This is a genomic window from Sphingobacterium spiritivorum, assembly GCF_016724845.1.
Lineage (GTDB): Bacteria > Bacteroidota > Bacteroidia > Sphingobacteriales > Sphingobacteriaceae > Sphingobacterium > Sphingobacterium spiritivorum_A.
Window position 1 is genome coordinate 2671720 of record NZ_CP068082.1, and the last position, 23365, is coordinate 2695084.

The window sequence follows — 23365 nt, forward strand, 5'->3', positions numbered from 1 at the left end:
AGCAGTCATTGACTGCTCTTTTTTTATATTACAGGCTTATATTAACTTTTTTAATAATGTATTCCAGCCTACCAATTCACTTACGATTCTTTCCAGATCAGCAATGGCTACACGCTCCTGCTTCATGGTATCGCGGTCACGGATCGTCACGGTATTATCTTCCAGAGACTGATGATCTACAGTGATACAGAAAGGTGTACCGATAGCATCCTGACGACGGTAACGTTTACCGATAGCATCTTTTTCATCATACTGGACATTGTAATCCAGTTTTAAAGCTGCCATGATCTCACGTGCTTTTTCCGGAAGACCATCTTTTTTGGTCAACGGTAAAATAGCTGCTTTAACCGGAGCAAGAGCAGGAGGGAATTTCAGCACTACACGGGAATCCTGCTTTTCATCTGTAGAAAGATCTTCCTGTACCAGTGAGTTACATAATACAGTAAGGAATAAGCGGTCAAGTCCTATAGAGGTCTCGACTACATACGGAATATAGTTTTGATTGATCTCCGTATCAAAATATTGCATTTTCTTTTTAGAAAATTCCTGATGTTGTTTCAGGTCAAAATCTGTACGGGAATGGATACCTTCTACCTCTTTAAAGCCAAACGGGAAATTAAACTCAATATCTACAGCAGCATTTGCATAATGTGCTAATTTATCGTGGTCATGGTAGCGGTAGTTGTCCGGATTAAAACCAAGTGCTAAATGCCACTTCAGACGTGTTTCTTTCCATTTGTTGTACCATTCCATTTCAGTTCCAGGTCTGCAGAAAAACTGCATCTCCATTTGTTCAAATTCACGCATACGCATGATAAACTGACGGGCGATCACTTCATTACGAAAAGCTTTACCAATCTGAGCAATACCGAAAGGAATCTTCATACGGCCTGTTTTTTGTACATTCAGGAAGTTCACAAAGATACCCTGAGCAGTCTCAGGACGCAGGTATACCTGCTCGGCACCGTCGGCCATAGCGCCCATCTGAGTCGCAAACATCAGGTTGAACTGACGTACTTCTGTCCAGTTTTTGGTTCCGGATACCGGACATACAATATTATGTTCTTCGATGATGGTTTTCAGTCCTGCCAGATCATCAGCATTCAACGCTTTGTTCAGATCCGCTAATAAAGCAGCCGCTTTATCCGTCTTTCCGTCAGCTTCGTAACGTGCTATTTTATCCTCGATCAACTGATCCGCGCGGTAACGCTTTTTCGAATCCTTATTGTCGATCATAGGATCATTAAATCCATCTACGTGACCGGAAGCTTTCCATGTGGTCGGGTGCATGAAAATGGCGGCATCAATACCGACAATATTTTCATTCAACTGTACCATAGATTTCCACCAGTACGTCTTAAGGTTATTCTTTAATTCAGACCCTAACTGGCCGTAATCGTATACAGCGCTAAGGCCATCATATATTTCGCTTGATTGGAATACAAAACCGTATTCCTTCGCGTGTGATACTACACTTTTAAAAAAATCGTCAGTCTGTTTGCTCATAAGAGGCGAATATAAGAAATATTTGATACTTAGTATTTAGATAATAAGAGTTAGACTTAAGATGTTATTCCTCCTGCAGGATATAAGCATCTGTGTTGCCCCCCCCTGTATCTTTATTATTTGGCGTAAAGATCCCGGATCTGTTGCGAAGCATTTTTGTTATCTACCTTTTTGATGATATGCTCGATATTTCCTTTTTCATCAATAATAAAGGTTGTACGGGCTGTTCCCATATATTTTTTACCATACATGTTTTTCTCTACCCATACACCGTACTTCTCTACCAGGCTCTTATCCTCATCTACCAACAACTGAAAAGGAAGCTCATGTTTAGCTGTAAATTTCTGGTGTGAAGACTCCGTATCAATACTGACACCGAGGATTTCAAAACCCTCTTTTTTCAGTGACTGATAATTATCCCTGAAGTTGCAGGCTTCTGTTGTACAACCCGGAGTATTGTCTTTGGGGTAGAAATATAAAATGACTTTCTTCCCTTTGAAATCCGAAAGATGAATTGTTTCTCCGTTTTGGTTCCTGGCACTGAAATCCGGTGCTTTGTTTCCTGCTTCAAGTGTTGACATATGTGAAAAATTTAAGAGTTAAATGTAAATAATATAATGCTGATCCACGAATAATGCTGGAATAATATGCTCGTTATTCCGGGATATAGAAATCTTTTCTCTTTGCTTATTTCGTGAAAGTCGCTTCGTATGTTTTTGTGTTATCCTTCATGTCTTTTACCTCGAGTCTAAAGTTATGTTTGCCTTTAGACAGCGAAGGTTCAAATGTGTGCCATACATGACGATTTTTAGGATCATATTCCATCAGTACCCATTTGTCGTCAATATAGGCGTTAAAGGTCTGTATACCGGACAGATTATCTGATATGGTAAAATCTATCTTAGATTGATTTGCGAGATTTTTACCGTTGGTCAGATTTCGTGCCGTGATGACCGGAGCTACCGTATCTACAGCAATATAGAAACTTCCCATATCACGAAGTGAGGTTACAACCCAGCCATTTTCATAGCGCCCCCCTTTGGATCGGCCTCTTTCATCAACAATGATAGCTTTACTCTGTAATGAAGCCGGTAGAGTAGCATCCGGTTTGATACTCAATTTGTAGTTGTCCAGCAACGGTACCATATCGTTGTGTACACGTTGCAGGGTAGAATATCCTCCTCTTGGCTTTGCTCCCTGAGAATAGTTCAGATAAAGATCATTATAGAGCACTCCCTTAGGGACAGTTATCCGGACATTGTCCGCTGCATAATTGTTTTCCTGACCGTATCTGAATACAGCTGTCCCGTTCTGCGGTTTTCGGCTGATATTGAACGTAGGGTTTTGCTGTACATTAAAACTGATTCTGCTGGTATTACCATGTACATCTTTGACTATATAATCAACTTTATGCACATTGTTATCCTTTAGTTCGATAAAGCCCAGATTATTCAACTGCTTGTAGATCGGCGCGGTATTATTCGGATCCTTAAAGCTTTTTTGAATTTTTGCCTGTGTCTTTATAAAATAGGGGTAATCTATATAGGAATTGAGCGCCCGGGAAGTTGCAAACGATAATTCCTCAAAGACGATCGTACTTACCGGAGCATCATCCAGCAAGAGTTCAATGGAATACACGCCAAAACTAAAATTTGTTCCTGAGTGTCTGTCAATTGTATTGATGCCCAATCCGAATTTTCCATTCACCGGTATGGGAGTACCTCCGGCTAAACCATAAGTGCCGCTGCCGATCGTTTTGATACCCTGATGCCTGCGCGGAGTATTTTCATCAAATACATCATTTCCTATATCGTACACTGTAATTCCACGGATTACGGGAGACACATTATCTTCAAAGTATAAGCCAAAGAGTTGTGAGTTAAGCGGGTTTTGGGTTTTAGTATCTCTTATTTCAAAATGAAGATGAGGTCCGCCTGATCCTCCGGTATTGCCGGATTTACCCAGAAGCTGTCCCTTTTTCATGACAACCTTATTGCGGGGCAGGTCTATATCCACATCAAAGCTTTTCTTTTTATACTGTTCGGCTTTAACAATTTCACTGAGCTGATCATTGAAGCTGTCCATATGCAGATATACAGAAGTATACCCGTTCGGATGATCAACATAGACCGAGTTGCCGCCTCCGCCGATCTGTACACGGACTCTCGATACGTAGCCTTCAGCGGCACTATAGATCGGGATTCCGATTCGCTGTTGTGTCCTGTAATCGTTTCCGGCGTGAAAATGGGTTCCTCTTAGTTCTCCGAATCCTCCCGAAGCCTGTGGAGTAATATCCATAGGCTGTCTAAAATAATTTTGAGGATATGTTCGGGATTTGATAATATTTTGAGCAGATACAGACGTTGCTGTCAATGCCAGTATCCCCAGATATATATATAGTTTCTTCATTTAAATTATTTAATCTGACAGGTAAACATGCTTTTTTCTTCCATAAATCCTTCGAGTCGATCTCCGATGGAGACCAGCCCTACTCCTGCAGGTGTTCCTGTATAGATAAAATCTCCTTTACGTAAAGTAATGTATTGTGAAATAAAGACGATCAGCTGGTCATAGGAAAAGATCATATCTTTTGTATGTCCGGATTGCACTGTTTCGTTGTTTTTCTGCAGGCTGAAGCTGAGTTGAGCAGGGTTTGGAAACATGTCCTTCGGGATAAAAGGACTTATGACTGCCGAACCATCAAAGGATTTGGCCAGTTCCCAGGGTAGCCCCTTTTCTTTATGCTGCTGCTGTATATCCCGTGCAGTAAAGTCAATACCAAGACCTATTGCATCATAATATGTATGCGCAAATTTTGGAGATACATGTTTGCCTTCTTTGCATATACGAAGTACAACCTCGACTTCGTAATGAATATCTTTGGAAAACTCGGGATAATAAAAATCTTTGTTGTCCTTTAACAGCGCTGTATCCGGTTTCATAAAGATAACAGGAGTTTTCGGGACAGGATTATTGAGTTCTTTGGCATGGTCAATGTAATTGCGACCTACGGCTATTATCTTCATATCAATTGAGGTATAGTGCTAAAGTGTTAATGTGCGTATACTCAACAAACTTACCCAAACTTGCTTTTTTTCACAAGTATTAGTTTTGTTATGTATATTTAAATAAACTAAAATAAAACAATTATGAAGAAAGGATTAATAGCGGTGGTATTGATGTTTTCATTTGCTGCATTTGCCCAACAAAAGCCTAGTAAACAGTATAAAAGTGCCGAAACAGGGCGGTATGTGACAAAGAAGGAAGCAACTAAAAGTCCCAAAACAACTTATAGTACGCCTCGGAAAACATCGAGTAAAAAATAGAAAGAAGAATTAAATAAAAAAATCCACTCGAAGTGGATTTTTTTATTTAATATATGCTGTAATAGAGAATCTGAATATTTTAATGAATATCATGAACAAATTCAAAGCTGTATTTTTTGATCTGGACGGGACACTTATAGATTCGGAGTATTTTTATTTCCAAAACTGGCAACCCATTCTGGCGGAGGATTTTGCTATCCATATTAATTTTGAAGACTGGATTGTACATTTTGCCGGTCACACTTTAGCGGTCAATATTGAGACAATGAAAAGAGTCTGGAATGTAGATACCACAGATGAATATATGTGGAAACGTACCAGAGCGGCTTATGCACAATCAGATATGCGGACTATTGCATTAATGCCGTATGCAAAGGAAATACTGGAACATCTGAAAGAACATCAGGTCAAAATCGGATTAGTTACTTCAAGTTATCAGACTACTGTCGATACGGTACTGGGACAGCATGATCTGCTCTCTTACTTTTCGCTGATTGTGACGAGAGACCATGTACAGTCTCCCAAGCCTGATCCTGAACCCTATCTTCTTGCCGCTAAGCAATCCGGATTAAACCCGAAAGATTGTGTAGCCATTGAAGATACTATTACAGGAACGAAAGCGGCTAAGGCTGCCGGTTTGTATTGTATAGGAGTTACCAAACAACCAGTAGAGCGGGAAAAACTAATTATTGCTGATCAATTGTTCACGGATTTACAGGAGGTCTGGAATTACCTTAAAAATAACATCTCATAAAATAATCTAGAATGTCTTGAAATTATTACTGGCTTTAATCGATTTAGCTTTTTGATTTTTGTTAGAATATTTCTAATATTACAAATTATAAACATCATGTTATGAACCGAAGGACTGCGGTAAAACAACTTTTTATTATTGCTGGAGGGCTTGCGTTGTTGCCTTCCTGCCTGCGGGAGCAGGGTGGAACGTCTATAGATCTGCACACCATCAGGTTATCTGCTAAGGATGAAGAATTTCTGGCTAATCTGGTAGATATACTTATTCCTGAGACAGATTCTCCTGGAGGTAAAAAGTTAAATCTTCACCTTTTTGTAATGAAAATGGTAGATGATTGTCATTCACCTGAAGATCAAAAAGCTTTCCTGGAAGGCCTGGAGAAAAACAGATCTGATCTGGATGGTGCTGCGACAGATAAGATCGGAGCATATTTCAAGTCGGAAGAAGAAGCAAAGGAAAAGAGTGCTTTTTATAAGATATTCAAAAAAAGAGCCACTCAGGGATATCTCAATTCGGAATATGTCATGAAGAATAAACTAATTTATGAATTAGTTCCGGGCAGGTACAATGGTGCAATGAAAATCAACGCATAATAAAGAATCAAGGAAAATGGCAAATATAAATACGGACAGCGTAAAGAACAGAACATACGATGCTATCGTCATTGGTTCGGGAATAAGTGGTGGTTGGGCTGCAAAGGAACTTTGTGAAAAAGGATTAAAGACATTGGTACTGGAAAGAGGCCGTGATGTAAAGCATGTCAAGGATTATCCTACCACCAACCTTTATCCCTGGGAATTTGAGCACCGCGGAGAGATGCCGTATAAGGTGCAGCAGGAAAATCCTATTGTTAACCGTTGTTATGCATTTCATGAAGATGCGGCTCACTTTTTCGTAAAAGATCAGGAGCATCCTTATGTACAGGAAAAACCATTCGATTGGATCCGTGGCTATCAGGTTGGTGGAAAATCTCTGCTTTGGGCCAGACAGACACAGCGTTGGTCAGACTTTGATTTTGAAGGACCTGCACGCGATGGATTTGCCGTTGACTGGCCTATCCGCTATGCAGATCTGAAGCCCTGGTACGATTATGTTGAGCGTTTTGCCGGAATTGCAGGAGATAAAGACGGTCTTCCGGAGCTTCCGGATGGTGAGTTTCTTCCGGGATATCCGCTGAATGTAGTGGAAAAGTATTTTCAGCAAACCATGAAGAACAAGTATCCGGAGCGGAAAGTGATCTCTGCGCGTTGTGCACATTTATCCAAACCTAATAAAATTCACCTCGATCAGGGACGTGTACAATGTCAGAATCGTACACTTTGCCAGCGAGGCTGCCCTTTCGGAGGCTATTTTAGTTCTAATGCATCCACTATTCCGTGGGCAGCGAAGACCGGAAATATGACACTAAGACCTTTCTCAGTGGTACATTCTATTCTGTATGATGATACGAAGGGAAAAGCGGTAGGTGTCAAAGTCATTGATACAGAGACTAAAGAGGAGATGGATTTCTTTGCAAAGGTGATCTTTGTGAATGCTGCGGCATTAAATACGAATCTGATTTTGCTGAATTCCAAATCCAAACGCTTCGAAAACGGTTTGGGCAATGACAGTGGTGTGTTAGGTAAATATGTTGCTTTTCACAATTACAGCGCACGTATATATGCCGAATACGAAGGCTTTATGGATTATACTACCGATGGTCGTAATCCTGCCGGAGGAGGGTATATTCCTAGATTCCGCAATTTACATAAACAAGAAACAGATTTTCTGAGAGGATATGCAGCAGGATTTGGTGCTTACCGTTCAAAGAGTGCAGATCAGTCCGGATACGGTGAATCTTTCAAAAATAATCTCCTGAATCCAAAGTATGGATTATGGGGCGTAGGATCACATATGATGGGTGAGACTATTCCGAAAGAGTCCGGTCAGGTTACACTGGATAGTTCTCAAAAAGATGCCTGGGGAGTTCCGTTGCTGAAAATTGCAGTTGAATATGACGACAATGATGCAAAAATGAAAAAAGACTACCTGGAGCAGATGACAGCAATGTTTGAGGAAGCCGGATTTACCAATATCAAGCAAGATGACCACGGTCAGGCTCCCGGACTGGATATCCATGAAATGGGAGGAGCGCGTATGGGAAATGATCCCAAGACTTCTGTCCTCAACAAATGGAACCAAATACACAGCGTTCCGAATGTATTTGTGACAGATGGAGCAGCCATGACTTCTACTTCTACCCAAAATCCCTCCCTTACTTATATGGCTTTCTCTGCAAGAGCTGTTGACTATGCGCTGCAGGAAATGAAGAAAGGAAATATTTAAAATAAAGTGAAGCCTGTTGTGACAGAATCAGATAGGGCTCCTGCCTGAAAACGCTTCCTGTTTCCAGGGACTGATACAGATGCTTCTAGACCCATACAAACCCCGTTTTAATATATATTAAGACGGGTTTTTTTTGTTGTTTTTACTTCTGAAATTTTAATAAGTACTTGTAGCATAGGTTATATGTTATATTAAAAACTGAAAAAAGATCAGCGGTTTTTAAGATTTAAATCTTAACTTTAGAATAGCCATATGAAAATAAACCGATTTTAATTTTTTCTTGTATACGTGAATGCTGGTTTTTTTTTGCACCATGAAGTAAAACGTTTTAGTGAAAAAGAGAAATCACCTTATAAATTGTAAAAATTACCTATTGAAAAATAGAAAGCATATGGAGATACTGCTGTCTCCTTTTATTGCGCCTATTTGATAAAACGTTTTAGTAAATTTTAACTAATTGTCAATTTTTTCAAACATATACTAACTAAACATGAATCATTACAGTAAACCTTTACGACCTGCGGGTCGTCGAGCGAAATGGTGGGTAGTCCCGCTATCCCTGCTCGCATTAAATTATGCTAATGCAACAAACGGTACAGCAGAAAGCCGATTTGTTCATGACAAAGAAACCTATTTAAACAAATCTGAACAGGAAACAGTAACCGGAAAAGTAACCGATGCAGAGACCGGTACTCCGCTGGCGGGGGTTACGGTCAAACTGAAAGGTTCGGCTGTCGGAACACAAACTGATCAGGATGGTAATTTCAGTCTGGAAGCCAAAGTCGGGAGTACGTTGATCGTTTCCTATATCGGCTTTTCGCCCGTAGAAGTACCTGTCACGAGTACTTCCGGTATCGCTGTCAAACTGAAGCCAGAGAGCGAATCATTAGAGGAAGTCGTAGTAGTAGGGTATGGTACACAGAAAAAGAGTGAAGTGACTTCGGCTGTACAGACGGTACAGGAAAAAGATTTCAATCAGGGAGGAATGCGTAATCCTATGGAACTGGTGCAGGGAAAAGTGGCCGGCCTTAACATCACCAGAGCACAGGGGAGTAATCCAAACTCGGGAACTTCTATACAGTTGAGGGGTATGGCATCCCTGAAGGGTTCCAATTCACCTCTGATCGTTATTGATGGTATTCCCGGAGGTAGTCTGGATTTGGTCAAGCAAGGAGACATCGAATCCATAAGTGTGTTAAAGGACGGTTCGGCAGCAGCGATCTACGGTACTCGCGGTAACGGCGGGGTCGTATTGGTTACCACCAAAAAGGGTAAATCCGGAACTCCCCAGTTTGAATATTTTACGTACGGACAAAAAGAGTTTGTAGACAGTAAACCTACTATGCTGTCTGCGGATCAGTTCAGAGAGTATGTAGTCAAAGGTCTTAACCGTCCGCAATCTGATCTTGGAGCCAGCACAGATCTGTTTGACGAACTGATTGACAAGAATAATTTCTCTCATTTCCATAATTTTATAGCGAGTGGTGGCGGAGACAAATCCAACTACAGAGCTTCGATCAACTATGAAGATGCCAATGGTATTGCAAAACAGAATGGCAGAAAGCAGTTTGGAGGAAGAATCAATTTTTCTCAGACAGGACTGAAAGACCGCCTTACTTTTTCCGGAAATATAGCCGCCAATTTTAATAAGGCTAATATGTTGGGAGGTAAAAAGGCTGATGACAGTGAAAATGTACCGGACTTCGAACAGGCCATTCAGCGTAATCCTACTGCACCGATCTATAATCCGGACGGAACATTCTATCAGACGCAGGAATACAACAACTATAATCCTATGAGTCGGCTGGCTCATCGTATAGATGAACGCAATCAGCAAACTTTTTCAGGAGATGCAAAATTGAAGCTGAAGATTATTGATCCTTTAAGCGTATCGGTATTCGGATCCTATGTCCGGGACAACTGGAATGACAGGCGTTACCGTTCTACACTGGATTGGGATCAACGTCTCAATACCGACTACAGAGGTACCGCATATGCCTATAAAAAGAATGAGCTGAACTGGACCAGAACCATTGAATCTACCATTGACTACAACCAGACCTTTAATGAAAAACACACTATTACCGGATTATTGGGCTATAGTTATCAATATACAGGATATGAGCGTTTTGAAATGTCTAACAACGGATTTACAACCGATGGTTTTCTGGATTGGGATATGAACTCCGGAACGGCCCTTACCAATGCACAGCTTCCGAGACCCACAATGGGATCCTTTAAGGAAGATAATACTCTGGTGGCTTTCTTTGGACGTGTCAATTATAACTATGCAGATCGCTATTTCGTAAGTGCCATTTTGCGCAGAGAAGGTTCTTCACGATTCGGAGCGAATCATAAGTGGGGTAATTTTCCTGCAATATCAGGAGGATGGACAATCTCAAATGAAAGTTTCTTCGGCAATAAAGGAGTGATCAATGACCTGAAATTAAGGGTTGGTTACGGAGTAACTGGAAATCAGGGAATACCTAATTATCAGTCCATACTGAGACTGGGCACAGGAGGAGTATATCCGCAGGATGGTATCTATTATCAAACCTATGGTCCTGCCGCTAATCCAAATCCGGATCTGAAATGGGAACAAAAAGCAGAAACAAATATCGGGGTAGACTTCGGATTTCTGAATAACCGTATCACAGGTTCCATAGATGTATACAACAGAAAAACAAAAGATCTTATCGATGAATACCGGGCACAGCAGCCGGCATATGTACAGTCCAAAATATGGTATAATGTCGGACAGGTAGACAACAAAGGTATAGAACTGCAATTGTCAGCGACTGCTGTCAAGAAGGAAAACTTCTCCTGGAATATAGATTTTACCGGTAATTACCAGAAGAATAAGCTGGCGAAGTTGTCGAGTGAGATTTTCCAAAGTAACTGGCTGGAATTCGGAGGGCTTCCTTCCCCTGGAAATCTGGGTAATGCCATACGTCTGGAAGAAGGGGGCGAAGTCGGTTCTTTTTATGGTAAACGATATGCAGGCCTGACAGACGACGGGAAATGGCTGTTTTACAAAGCCGACGGAAGTACAGGTACAGCCGGAGAGATTACCAATGATGACCTGACCTATATCGGGAATGGTGTGCCTAAATTCAATGCGTCTTTAAGCAACCGCTTTTCGTATAAAGGATTTGACCTCACCGTATTTTTCAGAGGAAAGTTCAAATATGATATTCTGAATACAGCAGATATGTTTTTCGGAAATCAGAAATGGCTGCCGAATAACGTACTGGAAAGTGCTTTTACAAAACACGCAAATATCAAAGACGATCCGCAATATTCCGATTACTATTTAGAGAATGGAAGTTTCGTGAAACTGGATAATATCACATTGGGGTACAATTTTAAATTGAAGACCGATTATATCCGCAACCTGTATGTATATGTGACAGGTCGCAATATTGCTACGATTACCAGTTATAGCGGTCTTGATCCGGAATTACAGGACACAGGATTTGCTTCAGGAATAGATTCAAGAGGTTTCTATCCGCGTACTAAATCATGGTCAGTAGGACTTAATGTTGGATTTTAATAGAGAATAATCATGAAATTACTAAAAAATAAATATCTGGCGTCTGCTTTTGGGGTAGGAGTCGCACTATTCGGATTACAGAGCTGTACCAATCTGGACGAAAATCTGTACAGTACCTTGAAAGAAGAGAGTTTCTATAAAAATAAATTGGAAGTAATGCAGGCCGCTTTACGCCCGTTTACACATATGCAGGCCTGGTTGGCTCCAACAGGAGGAAGTGGTTATTATTATCACTCCGAACTGAGTTCTGACCAACTGGCCTGGCCACAGAAGGGACGGCACGGCTACGATGGTGGAGATCATTTTCGACAGCATTATCACACCTGGACTATTACTGAAAACAGACTGTTAAGTGCATGGGAGCTGTTGTGGGGAGGAGTAGGTTACGTCAATAATGCGCTGAGTGATATCTCTGCTCTGGATATACAGAAAGTAGGGATGACACAGGAGGAGATGAATTTTGTACTGGCGCAATTAAAAGTACTTCGTGCATTCCATTATATGAAAATTATGGATATGTGGGGAAATGTTCCTATTGCTCTTGAAGTTTCACAAACTCCTTCCAATCTGGCGACTAAACCGCGTAAAGAGGTCTTTGATTTTATAAAGAAAGAGCTGGAAGAAAATGTACCCAAACTGCCGCTTACTTCCGGACAGAATATCGGACAGGTATCTATGGCTGCCGGATATGCTATGATGGCCGAACTGTATCTGAATGCGGAGAAATGGAATGGTACCCCTATGTGGGATGAATGTATTGCCGCGTGCGATAAGATTATCTCCGGACAGGCGGGCGGTATCGGAGGTGCTCCGAAGTTGTCTCCGGATATTAATACACTGTTTGCAAATACAAACAGCGCTAATCCGGAATCTTTATTCCAGTTTCAGTATAGCCGTAAGGCCGGATTTACGTTTGACTGGGGTGGGTTCTTTATGGGATATGATTATATGAAAGAAGCATTAGATGTGGGCTATGGCGGCTGGAATGCATTTGTGGTAATTCCTACCGCATTCGATGCCTATGCCGCTAATGATATCCGCAGGAAAGACTGGTTTCTGTATGGACCGCAGTATAAGTATGGAACAACTACACCTGTGTTGGGGACAGAGGAGTATTCCGGTAAACCATTATCATTTGTTAATTCTATTCGTAGAGAAAGTGAAGGAGATCTGACCAGTGATGGAGGAATGGCTAAAGGGGAAGAGAATTCCGGAGCACGCTTTAATAAATACAAAAGTGGCCGTCTGAGCGATGTCAACTATCAGGAGAACGATTATATTCTGTATCGTCTTACCGAGATTTATTTTAATAAGGCGGAAGCCTTGATGCGCAAAAATAACGGAACGGCTACAACAGAAGCTGTATCGTTAATCAATGATTCGAAGAAAAGAGCCTTTTCGGCTGCGGATTGGCCTGCAGCTCAGTATTCTGTCGCTACCCTTACATTGGATGAATTGCTGGCTGAGCGCGGAAGAGAATTTATCTTCGAGGGAAAAAGACGTACAGATCTGATACGCTTTGGTAAATATACCACGGCTACCTGGTGGGATCATAAACCTGTAAACGATGCCAACAGGGAGTTGTATCCTGTACCCCAGGCACAACTGGCTATTAATCCTAATCTGCAACAAAATCCGGGATATTAGATAAGACCGGCTATTTATTAAAAAAGATCGGGTACCTGCGGAGTGATGCGGGTACCCGATTTTAATTTATATAGCATTTGCTGCTTTCCTCACCTGGAATACGATGTGGACATAAATAGTAATTTTCTTACAAGCTTTTCTCCACAAGAGCTAATGCTTTATCCAATTGTTCTACCGTAACCGTCAGATGCGGGCGGAAGCGTATACTTTTGTCACCACAACCCAGAATAAGAAGCTTATTGTTCATAGCACGCTTAACGAATTCATCTCTTTGCTGCTCGGTCTGGAAATCAAATGACGCCAGAAGTCCTTTTCCTCTTACATTGGAGAGCTGGCTGTGGCTCTTTGCAAGCTGTTCCAGTTTTTCCAGTAAATATTCACCCAGACTTTCGGCCTGTTGAACAAGATTTTCCTGTTCGATGACTTCCAGTATTAATTTGAAGCGCATCATGTCCACTAAATTTCCTCCGAAGGTGGAATTAATGCGACTGGATTCTTTAAACACATGTTTTTCGACACGGTCAAATTTCTCACGATGTGCCAATACGCCACAAACCTGAGATTTTTTTCCAAAGGAGATCAGATCCGGGATAATTCCGTAATGCTCATATGCCCACATTTTACCCGTCAATGCCAGTCCTGTCTGTACTTCGTCCAGAATCAATAAAATATCATGTTCATCACATATGCGTCTCAATTCCTGAAAAAACTCCGTCCGGAAATGGTTGTCACCACCTTCAGCCTGTATAGGTTCCAGAATCAGGCATGCTATGGCATCCGGATTTTTGGCGATAGCTGCTTCTATTTCCTGAATAGCCTGTTGCTCTGCTTTTGTTGTTTCAGCAATACTTTCTTCTGTTAAAGGAAAGTGAAGCTTAGGATTTGTAATCCTCGGCCAGTCAAATTTCGGAAAATACATGTATTTCCTTGGGTCTTTCGTATTGGTCAGAGATAGTGTATATCCCGTACGTCCATGGAAAGCCTGTTTGAAATGTATAACCTGGCTGGCTTCCTGTTGTATACCACGCGAAATATTCAATCTGGTCTTCCAGTCAAAAGCAGCCTTCAGTGCATTTTCAACAGCAAGCGCACCTCCGTCAATGAAAAAGCAATAACTTAATTCCGCAGGAATGGCCACACGCTCGAACGTATCTACAAAATCCGCAAATTCTGTGGGATAGATATCCGAAAGTGCCAGCTTATTGATAGCAACTTTTTTTAATAAATTACTATTCTTAACAATATGCGGATGGTTATAGCCGATAGGCGAAGAAGCAAACATGCTGAACATATCCAGATATTCATTTCCATCGATATCTACAATATAGGAGTCATGTGACTTCTCCAGATCTATCACTAACGGTAGTCCGTCAGCCAATATATGTTTTGCTAATCTCTCGTGTACTGTCGCTTCTTTTATCATAATCAGTATTTAAAATAGGGTTATTCGTTTATAGATCGAACTTTATGCCTTGTGCCAGCGGTAGTTCAGTTGTATAATTAATCGTATTTGTCTGTCTTCTCATGTAAAGTTTCCAGGCGTCCGAGCCGGACTCACGTCCTCCTCCTGTTTCTTTTTCACCTCCGAATGCACCCCCGATTTCTGCTCCCGAAGTCCCGATATTGACATTCGCAATACCACAGTCTGATCCTTTGTTACTCAGGAATAATTCTGCTTCGCGCAAGTTGGACGTCATGATCGCTGAAGAAAGACCCTGTGCAACATCATTTTGAAGCCCTATAGCATTTTCTACATCGCCGCTATATTTGATAAGATAAAGTATAGGAGCAAATGTTTCGGATTGTACAATATCGAAGTGATTTTCTACCTCTGCGATGACAGGTTTTACATAGCAGCCACTTTCATATCCTTTGCCCGAAAGTACGGCACCCTCTACCAATATTTTACCTCCCTCTTCTTTTACTTTAGCAATAGCCTCTGTATACATATCTACAGCTTGCGTATCGATCAATGGCCCCATATGATTCTTCACATCCAGCGGATCTCCGATTTTGATTTGTTTATAGGCTGCAATCAGGGCATCTTTTACTTTTTTGTAGATATCTTCATGGATAATAAGCCTTCTTGTGCTGGTACAGCGTTGGCCTGCAGTTCCTACAGCTCCGAATACCGCGCCTATGATAGTCATCTTCAGATCCGCATTCGGCGTTACGATAATCGCATTATTACCTCCCAGTTCCAGTAAAGATTTTCCAAGACGCTCTGCTACTGTTACCGCTACAGCTTTACCCATACGGGTAGATCCTGTTGCCGATACCAGTGCCACACGTTTGTCTGCACTGATCCATTTACCGATTTCAGCATCTCCGCTCACTACAGATGAAATACCCTCCGGAAGATTATTCTTTTTCAGAATATCCGCAATGATATGCTGACAGGCAATAGCACATATCGGTGTTTTTTCACTCGGTTTCCACAGCACCACATCTCCGCATACCAGAGCCAAAGCCGCATTCCATGCCCATACTGCTACCGGAAAATTGAAGGCCGTAATTATTCCGACGATACCTAAGGGATGATATTGATCATACATGCGGTGTCCGGGACGTTCGGAATGAATCGTATTGCCATAGAGCTGACGGGACAGTCCAACTGCAAAGTCACATATATCGATCATCTCCTGTACTTCTCCCATACCTTCCTGATATGATTTTCCCATTTCGTAGGAAACGAGCTTGCCCAAAGTAGGTTTTAAAATACGTAACTGCTCACCCAACTGACGTACAATCTCCCCACGCTTTGGTGCCGGGATATCTTTCCAGGCCAATGCTGCTTTCTGTGCCGTTTCAATAACTTTATCGTATTCTTTGCGTGTTGTTGAAATTACTGCAGCGATCTCTTTACCGTCTACCGGAGAGAATGATGTGATTTTATCGCCTTTGGCAAACCATTTCGTCCCGGTAGAAGTGCCCGGATTTTCAGATTTAATGCCTAACAGGTCTAATTCTTTTTTGATCATGGATATAATTGTTATTCGTTTGTTTTTTAAAATTAGGGAATTATTTTCTGAATTTATAATGATTTCATGAATAATATTTGTTTCTAAAGAAGTCCTAATATTTCCTATCTTTAGTTTTATATTCATTTTTCAAACCATGAAATATCTATGTACTACAGGCTGCACAAACACCAATGAATATAGTTTGGATATTCCATATGGCCATTGAAAATCAAATTATAGACATATGAAAGAGGTCGATTATTTTCAGATAGACGAGTTACTGACAGAAGAACAGCTTATGATACGGAATACCGTTCGCGAATTCGTGAACAAGGAGATCCGCCCGGTCATAGATGAGGCCGCACAACAGCACAAGGATATACCCGGTCTGATGCAAAAACTGGGCGCAATAGGTGCGCTCGGACCCTATATTCCGCAGGAGTACGGAGGAGCCGGACTGGATCAGCTTTCTTACGGACTGATTATGCAGGAGCTGGAAGCCGGAGATTCAGCTGTCCGCTCTGCTGCGTCTGTACAGTCTTCTCTGGTCATGTTTCCGATCTACACCTATGGAAGTGAGGAACAGAAGCGTAAATTTCTGCCAAAACTTGCCACCGGAGAACTGATAGGAAGTTTTGGACTTACAGAACCCAATCACGGCTCTGATCCGACAGCAATGGAAACCCGCCTGTCCAAAGACAGGGACGGATATATACTCAACGGAGCAAAGATGTGGATCACCAATGCTCCCGTGTGTGATCTGGCAGTCGTATGGGCGCGGGATGAGGAAGGGAAGGTAAGGGGAATTATTGTGGAGAGGGAGATGAAGGGTTTTACAACTCCCGAGACGCATAATAAGTGGTCGCTGCGGGCTTCGAAGACAGGAGAGCTTATATTTGAAGATGTACGTATACCGCAAGAGAACATACTTCCCGATGTCAGTTCTATGAAAGGGCCTTTGTCCTGTCTCAATTCAGCCCGCTACGGTATATCATGGGGAGTCATAGGAGCAGCAGTAGATTGCTATCAGACTGCCCTTCGCTACAGTCTGGAGCGACAACAATTCGGAAAGCCTGTTGCATCTTATCAGTTGCAACAAAAGAAACTGGCCGAATTCTTAACTGAAATTACAAAAGCACAGTTGCTGAGCTGGAGATTGGGTGTACTTAAGAATGAAGGAAAAGCGACCCCGCAACAAATATCTATGGCCAAACGTAATAATGTGAATATGGCACTGCAAATCGCCAGAGAATCCCGGCAGATGCTGGGAGCAATGGGAATCGTCGGTGAATTCCCGATCATGCGACATATGATGAATCTGGAGTCGGTTATTACCTATGAGGGTACGCATGATATCCATCTGTTAATCACAGGACAGGATATAACAGGAATCAGTGCTTTTTGAGAGTTGTTAAGAGTTCTATAGTTGATAAGGTTTATAGAGTTGATAAGGCTATAAAGTTATAAAGCTTATTTATACCTGCTTATGTTGCTGTTCTCACTTCAGTTGCCACCGCGTCAGTTGGCGTCCCCGCCAACTGTTAGTGATGCGATTAGAAGTTACAGCAATAGCATCAGAAAACGACTTAATTTCTGTCTTAAAGTCTTTATCGCCTTCCCGAGGTGTGCTTCTACAGTCTTTTCTGAGATGTCCAGAGCGACGGCAATCTCTTTTTGAGACATATGTTCTTCCCTGCTCATGCGAAAAACAAGCTGGCATTTTTCCGGCAGATCGGAAATACTTTTCTCAAGAATATCCTTCAGGTCCAGAAAGGCCAGCCACTCCTGAGTGGAGTCATCGAGAAACCGGGAAGTCATACTTTCCGCATACTTCTGCTGATGGTAATGCTTATCCAGTACCTTGATAATTCTGTATTTTACGGAAACAGCCAGATAAGCATGTAGTGTGGTGCTGATTTCCAGTTCTTCCCTGCGGTTCCACAACGATACAAAAATTTGTTGCACGATTTCCTCTGCCTCTTCAGGGTCATGCAATTTCTTTGCGGCAATATAAAAAAGACGTTTCCAATATCTTCTGTAGATTTCTGTAAAAGCAGCATCATTGCCCTCGCGGAGAGCATTGATCAGTTCAGAATCCGTATAAGCTGTATAATTGGTCATGATCTTATATGATCTATTTCAATAATGGAAGAATAAATCGATATGCGAATCTCCATAATATTTTGAATATAAGTATAAAAAATCTTAAACCTGATTCCGTCTCATTTTTTTGGAAACCTAAAGTATATTTCGCCAATGTAAGGAAAAAGTTAAAATAATTTTAAGCCGGACTAAGGGATTTGTATTTCTGAAGGTACATACTAGTAAATAAGCCTGAATATGCACAGTCCTGAAGACCAAGAAAAATACCAACAGCTGGCCTCTAAATGGTTGGATAAAACGATTACCGAAGAAGAACTTCAGGTATTCAATGCCTGGTACGAAAGTGATCCGGATGGAATAATGGAGATTCCGGAATCTTTTGCGCAAACAGAGGGGCAGTTACAGGACAGAATACTGAATGGGATCAACAGCCGTATCCATAAAACACGCATTTATTCATTGTGGACACGTATCAGTGTTGCCGCAGCTGTACTCCTCTTACTGGGAGTAAGTTTCTATGTGTATAGATACAGCACAACCGAAAAACAACATTCCCATCAGCTTGTACATCAGGATAGTATAACCCCCGGAAAGAGCGGAGCGACTCTGACCTTAGCCAATGGCAGGAAAATACAACTGTCAGATGCTGCTGTGGGAGAACTGGCCACCGAGTATGGGACACGTATTTCAAAGAGTGCAGATGGCCGGCTTTTGTATGATGAACAGTCCGCTGGTCAACCTTCCACTGCTGAGAATACCCTAAGTACAGCCAAAGGGGAAATGTATATGATGACATTGCCGGACAGAACCAAAGTGTGGCTCAATGCGGCATCTTCTATTACATTTTCACCCGCTTTTAATCATCCGGATTCAAGAGAAGTGACCCTGACAGGAGAAGCTTACTTTGAAGTCACTAAAGACAAAAAGAGACCTTTTATAGTTACTACCGACCGGCAGAAAGTTACGGTATTAGGAACTCATTTTAATATCAGCAGTTATGCAGATGAAAAACAAGTAAAAACCACGCTGATGGAAGGGTCTGTAAAAGTAAGCAATCTTTCTTCTCAAGAATCCATAGTACTAAAACCGTGTCAGCAGGCTATTGTCGGAGGGGGCAATACACAAATACTGCAAGCCGATATTAGCGAAATACTGGCATGGAAAAATGGGGACTTTGTGTTTGGAACAGATGATTTTGAGGAATCCATGCGTAAGATAGAGCGCTGGTACGATATTGAGTTTGTATATAAGGAATCCGATATAAAAGATATCAGACTCGATGGCTGGATTGCAAGAAGCAGCCGGCTGGCAGATGTTCTTCGCAAAATAGAACTGGCCGGAAATATAAAATTTGAAATAAAAGGAAGGAGGGTTATACTGACAAAATAAATACAAAAGGTATATAAACAAAAAAACAGGCCGGAAGTGCTGGAAACACCCCGACCGTAATGTACAATCAATTATAACCTTCAAAACACTTAAGCTTCGAACCTGTAAGCGTTTTGACTATAACTAACCAATACCTGAAACAAATGTATAAAATTTACACCTTAAAACTGATTTTTATGCGCCTGACCACCGCCATAATTTTCCTGTCCTTTATGCAGGTCTATGCTGCAACATACGGACAACGGGTAAACCTGAATGAAAAGAACAGTTCTTTCAAAGATGTGTTATATAAAATCAGGCAGCAGACCGGATACGATTTTCTGTTTGACAGACATCTTGCAAAAGATATGGGACCTGTGAATATATCTATCAGGAATGCCAGTCTTGATGAGACCATGAAAACCCTGTTTACAAATACGTCTCTGACCTATACCGTTGAAGATAAATTTGTGTTGATCAGAAAACGACAGGTCGCCCTCTCCGGCAAAAGTTCTGAATCTATACAGCAGACAGATGTACGAGGACGTGTGGTAGATTCTCTTGGTAACCCCTTAAAGGGAGCTACTATAGCCGTAGTTATCCAGACTTCATCTGAAAACAAAGAGACCGGAGATTTCTCGATGACCATAAAGGGACGTAAGATTGCTGCTGTTACAGACGGCAACGGAGAATTTGCATTGAGTAATATCAGCAAAGAAGCATATTTATCTGTTTCCTATGTCGGATATGAAGTTTATACCATAAAAGTCGCTGCAAATCTGGGGATCATACGTCTGAAACCAGCCGGACGTCTGCAGGAAGTAGTCGTAAATACAGGGTACCAGAATATTTCAAAGGAACGCAGTGCAGGTTCTTTTTCCAAACCGGATATGGGAGTATTGGCCAACAGAGCGACCAGCACCAATATCATTCAGCGTCTGGATGGTTTGGTACCGGGGTTGGTGATCAATAATTCGCCGACTAATGGCAAACAGCAGTTTCTGATTCGTGGACTAAGTACCTTGGCTACTACGGAAGGTTATACCAATGCGTCTCCGCTATTTGTGGTAGACGGTATTGCGGTGCCTGATGTTTCCAGTATCAACCCACAGGATGTACAGGATGTAAGTGTACTTAAAGATGCGACAGCTGCTTCCATATGGGGAGCACGGGCTTCTAACGGAGTAATTGTAATTACAACAAAAAAAGGAGGCAATAATCAGAAACTACGAATTACATATGATGCCTTTGCCAGTTTTCAGGGCAAACCGGACATTGATTATTTTCCGGTATTGAATAGCCGTCAGTATATACAGGCCTCCAGAGAGACTTTTGACCCGGTCTCCACTACGTATACTCCTGTTTATAATCCTGCTTTAGGAGATGGCGGATACTCCCCTGACAGGCAGATCCAGTGGGATTTTGCCCGGGGATTAATTTCGGCTGCGCAGCGGGACGCCAGACTGGACAGTCTCGCAGAGATAAGCAATCTCAGTCAGATACGGGATATCTTTTATCGCCCTCAGATCCTGACTAACCACACCTTGTCTCTTGCAGGCGGTACAGAAAAATATAGTAATTATACTTCTCTGGCTTACACCGGCGACCAAAGCTATACGCCCGGGAACAAAAACAATACCTTCAAGCTGAATACCCGCAACGATTATACCTTTAACAAATGGATGAAGGCATTCTTTATTGCGGATCTGACCAATCAGCGTACATCCTCAAACCGTGCAGTCTCGCCTGACAATCGCTTTTTACCCTATCAGTTGTTCAGAGATGGAGAGGGCAATAATCTGGATATGTCCTATCTTGGTTATCTGCCTTCTGAAGCCATTGATCCGGTTGAAAAACTAACAGGACGCAGTCTGCGTTACAATCCGCTCAGTAATGCTCTTACGGGTACCAGCAACAGCAATGGCTTAATGGCACGCCTTACAGCCGGACTGACGGTCAGTCTGTACAAGGGGCTGCGCTATGAAGCTGTGCTTGGTTACGTACGCGGAACAAACCGCAGTACAAGTTATGATGACAATACCAATTACAATCAGAATATACAGTTGCTGAGGTTTGCCCAAAATAATAATGGAACAATTAAATATAATCTGCCAAATATCGGAGGTAAGTACGGGACATCAAGTATAACAGATGAGAACTGGACCATCAGAAACCAGTTGGTGTACGATTATACTTCAGAAAATCAGCTTCATCAATTGAATGTACTGGCGGGTTATGAGCAACAGGAACAAAAAAATATCATCACAGGTAGCACAGTATACGGGTATGATGAAAATGCACAATCCTTTACCGCATTGGATTATGATATGCTGAGAACAACAGGTGTGGCAGGAGGAATTTTACCTACATTAAGAGGGAATGCCATCTTTGAAGAAGCTCCTTTTTCACAGCAAGAGAGTATGCTTCGCTTCCGGTCTTATTATGCTAACATGGGTTATACTTATGGGAAAAGATACACCCTAAATACGAGCTGGAGGCAAGATAAAAGTAATTTGTTTGGCATAGAGAAATCTGCACAACGCAAGCCGGCCTGGAGTATCGGAGGGAAATGGCTATTAAGCAATGAAGCAATTATGCAGGATGTAAGTTTTATTAATGAACTGTCTGCCCGCATTACCTATGGTATCGGCGGAAACTCTCCTGTACCTGGCAAAAGTGCCAGTCAGGACGTTTTGCGACCGTTCCCAAATCCATATGTGCCTGGCGGACAAAGTTATAGTGTAGCTACGCCCGGTAATAAAAGGCTAACCTGGGAGCAGACCAGTACTCTTAATATTGGCCTTGATCTTTCAATTCTTAATCGCAGGTTGAACGCCTCTTTGGACTATTATCAACGCAAATCAACGGATCTGATTGGGCAGCTCGAAGTAAATCCGCTTACTGGTTTTACAACTATCGTCGGCAATGTCGGAAATATGACCAATAAAGGTATAGAGGCTTCGGTTAATTCGGTGAATATCCGAAACACTGATTTTCAGTGGACCAGCTCCTTTACTCTTTCGTACAATAAAAATAAAGTGACCAAAATAAATCTATTGACCCCTGTTAGTACGGGACGTGACCAAATAATGGAGCAATATCTGGCAGGCTATGCAGCCTTCTCTGCATTTGCCTATGATTATGCGGGACTAAATGCCGATGGAAATCCGTTGGTCAGACTTGCTGATGGTACTACCTCCTTAGGTAGGGATGATGCCGGTGTACCCAAGGCAAATGATGTGGTACTGATGGGGGTATTTCAGCCGGTCTGGAACGGAGGGTTATCCAATACTTTTGGATATAAAGGCTTTTCACTTAATATTAATGTGATCTACAATCTGGGGCATGTCATGTTCAGGGATGTGAACAATGCGTGGGAGTTTTCTGAAAACAGTACAGGCCGGGGCTTTTTGGTAAATCAAAATTTTCAATATGGAAACCTGAATGCCGAGTTTGCCAACCGCTGGAAAAAGCCAGGAGATGAAAATCTAACCGATATACCGGCATTCAAGAATATTAAAGTTGATGCAGACAGAAATGTCGATTATTACATCTATGGAAAGCAAAATGTGCTGTCTGCTTCCTATATAAAAATAAGAGACCTGACATTTAGCTATGCATTTCCGCGATCGGTTACCGATAGATGGAAAGTCGAAGGCCTGAGTATGCGGGCAGGCATGTCCAATATTATGCTCTGGAAGGCCAATACATATGGTATAGATCCTGAATTTCAGAATGCAAAGTTTGGCAGAAGATCCCTTCGTATGGGTCAAAATGCGTTTAACTTAGGTGTTCATTTAACTTTTTAAATTACAAAGTC

Annotated in this window: 16 protein-coding genes; 9 read left to right on the forward strand and 7 right to left on the reverse strand. The window is 41.8% G+C overall.

What is annotated here, in order from left to right:
- Nucleotides 1-36: 36 nt before the first annotated feature.
- From I6J03_RS11235 to I6J03_RS11250, 4 genes are all read right to left on the reverse strand, one after another.
- A complete protein-coding gene (locus I6J03_RS11235; RefSeq protein WP_003012212.1) occupies nt 37-1506 on the reverse strand; it encodes a glycine--tRNA ligase in 1470 nt (489 codons plus the stop codon).
- 116 nt (nt 1507-1622) lie between these two features.
- Nucleotides 1623-2087, reverse strand: coding sequence for a thioredoxin-dependent thiol peroxidase (gene bcp / locus I6J03_RS11240; protein ID WP_003012214.1), 465 nt, complete (start codon nt 2085-2087; stop codon nt 1623-1625).
- A 106-nt stretch (nt 2088-2193) separates the two neighbouring features.
- Nucleotides 2194-3915, reverse strand: coding sequence for a M23 family metallopeptidase (locus I6J03_RS11245; RefSeq protein ID WP_003012216.1), 1722 nt, complete (start codon nt 3913-3915; stop codon nt 2194-2196).
- A gap of 5 nt (nt 3916-3920) precedes the next feature.
- Nucleotides 3921-4532: a fumarylacetoacetate hydrolase family protein gene (locus tag I6J03_RS11250; protein WP_003012218.1), complete on the reverse strand. Its 612-nt coding sequence runs from the start codon at nt 4530-4532 to the stop codon at nt 3921-3923.
- Between the two features lie 123 nt (nt 4533-4655).
- Between I6J03_RS11250 and I6J03_RS11255 the strand changes: the two genes are divergently transcribed.
- From I6J03_RS11255 to I6J03_RS11280, 6 genes are all read left to right on the forward strand, one after another.
- Entirely contained in the window at nt 4656-4832 is a 177-nt protein-coding gene (locus I6J03_RS11255; RefSeq protein ID WP_003012219.1) for a hypothetical protein, read from the forward strand.
- Nucleotides 4833-4923: 91 nt separating this feature from the next.
- Nucleotides 4924-5586: an HAD family hydrolase gene (locus I6J03_RS11260; protein WP_157600606.1), complete on the forward strand. Its 663-nt coding sequence runs from the start codon at nt 4924-4926 to the stop codon at nt 5584-5586.
- Between the two features lie 101 nt (nt 5587-5687).
- Nucleotides 5688-6179 (forward strand): gluconate 2-dehydrogenase subunit 3 family protein, encoded by a 492-nt coding sequence (locus I6J03_RS11265; protein ID WP_003012223.1) that lies wholly within the window; start codon nt 5688-5690, stop codon nt 6177-6179.
- A gap of 16 nt (nt 6180-6195) precedes the next feature.
- Nucleotides 6196-7911, forward strand: coding sequence for a GMC oxidoreductase (locus I6J03_RS11270; protein ID WP_003012224.1), 1716 nt, complete (start codon nt 6196-6198; stop codon nt 7909-7911).
- A 490-nt stretch (nt 7912-8401) separates the two neighbouring features.
- A complete protein-coding gene (locus I6J03_RS11275) occupies nt 8402-11464 on the forward strand; it encodes a SusC/RagA family TonB-linked outer membrane protein (RefSeq protein ID WP_003012226.1) in 3063 nt (1020 codons plus the stop codon).
- Between the two features lie 12 nt (nt 11465-11476).
- A complete protein-coding gene (locus I6J03_RS11280; RefSeq protein WP_003012228.1) occupies nt 11477-13111 on the forward strand; it encodes a RagB/SusD family nutrient uptake outer membrane protein in 1635 nt (544 codons plus the stop codon).
- A gap of 127 nt (nt 13112-13238) precedes the next feature.
- Here the strand turns inward: I6J03_RS11280 and lat are convergent, their stop codons facing one another.
- Nucleotides 13239-14534 carry an L-lysine 6-transaminase gene (lat, locus tag I6J03_RS11285; RefSeq protein ID WP_003012229.1) on the reverse strand — a complete coding sequence of 432 codons (1296 nt, stop codon included), beginning with the start codon at nt 14532-14534 and terminating at the stop codon, nt 13239-13241.
- 28 nt (nt 14535-14562) lie between these two features.
- Entirely contained in the window at nt 14563-16092 is a 1530-nt protein-coding gene (gene amaB / locus I6J03_RS11290) for an L-piperidine-6-carboxylate dehydrogenase (RefSeq protein WP_039990567.1), read from the reverse strand.
- A gap of 226 nt (nt 16093-16318) precedes the next feature.
- On the opposite strand from amaB, the gene I6J03_RS11295 reads away from it, so the two are divergent.
- Nucleotides 16319-17479 (forward strand): acyl-CoA dehydrogenase family protein, encoded by a 1161-nt coding sequence (locus I6J03_RS11295; RefSeq protein WP_003012232.1) that lies wholly within the window; start codon nt 16319-16321, stop codon nt 17477-17479.
- Nucleotides 17480-17634: 155 nt separating this feature from the next.
- Here the strand turns inward: I6J03_RS11295 and I6J03_RS11300 are convergent, their stop codons facing one another.
- Nucleotides 17635-18195: an RNA polymerase sigma-70 factor gene (locus I6J03_RS11300; RefSeq protein ID WP_002999576.1), complete on the reverse strand. Its 561-nt coding sequence runs from the start codon at nt 18193-18195 to the stop codon at nt 17635-17637.
- 219 nt (nt 18196-18414) lie between these two features.
- On the opposite strand from I6J03_RS11300, the gene I6J03_RS11305 reads away from it, so the two are divergent.
- Both I6J03_RS11305 and I6J03_RS11310 read left to right on the forward strand, forming a co-directional pair.
- On the forward strand, nt 18415-19566 hold the full coding sequence (locus I6J03_RS11305) for a FecR family protein (protein ID WP_003012234.1): 1152 nt from the start codon (nt 18415-18417) through the stop codon (nt 19564-19566).
- A gap of 143 nt (nt 19567-19709) precedes the next feature.
- Nucleotides 19710-23354, forward strand: a complete 3645-nt coding sequence (locus I6J03_RS11310) for a SusC/RagA family TonB-linked outer membrane protein (RefSeq protein WP_201693678.1) — start codon at nt 19710-19712, stop codon at nt 23352-23354.
- Nucleotides 23355-23365 lie beyond the last annotated feature (11 nt).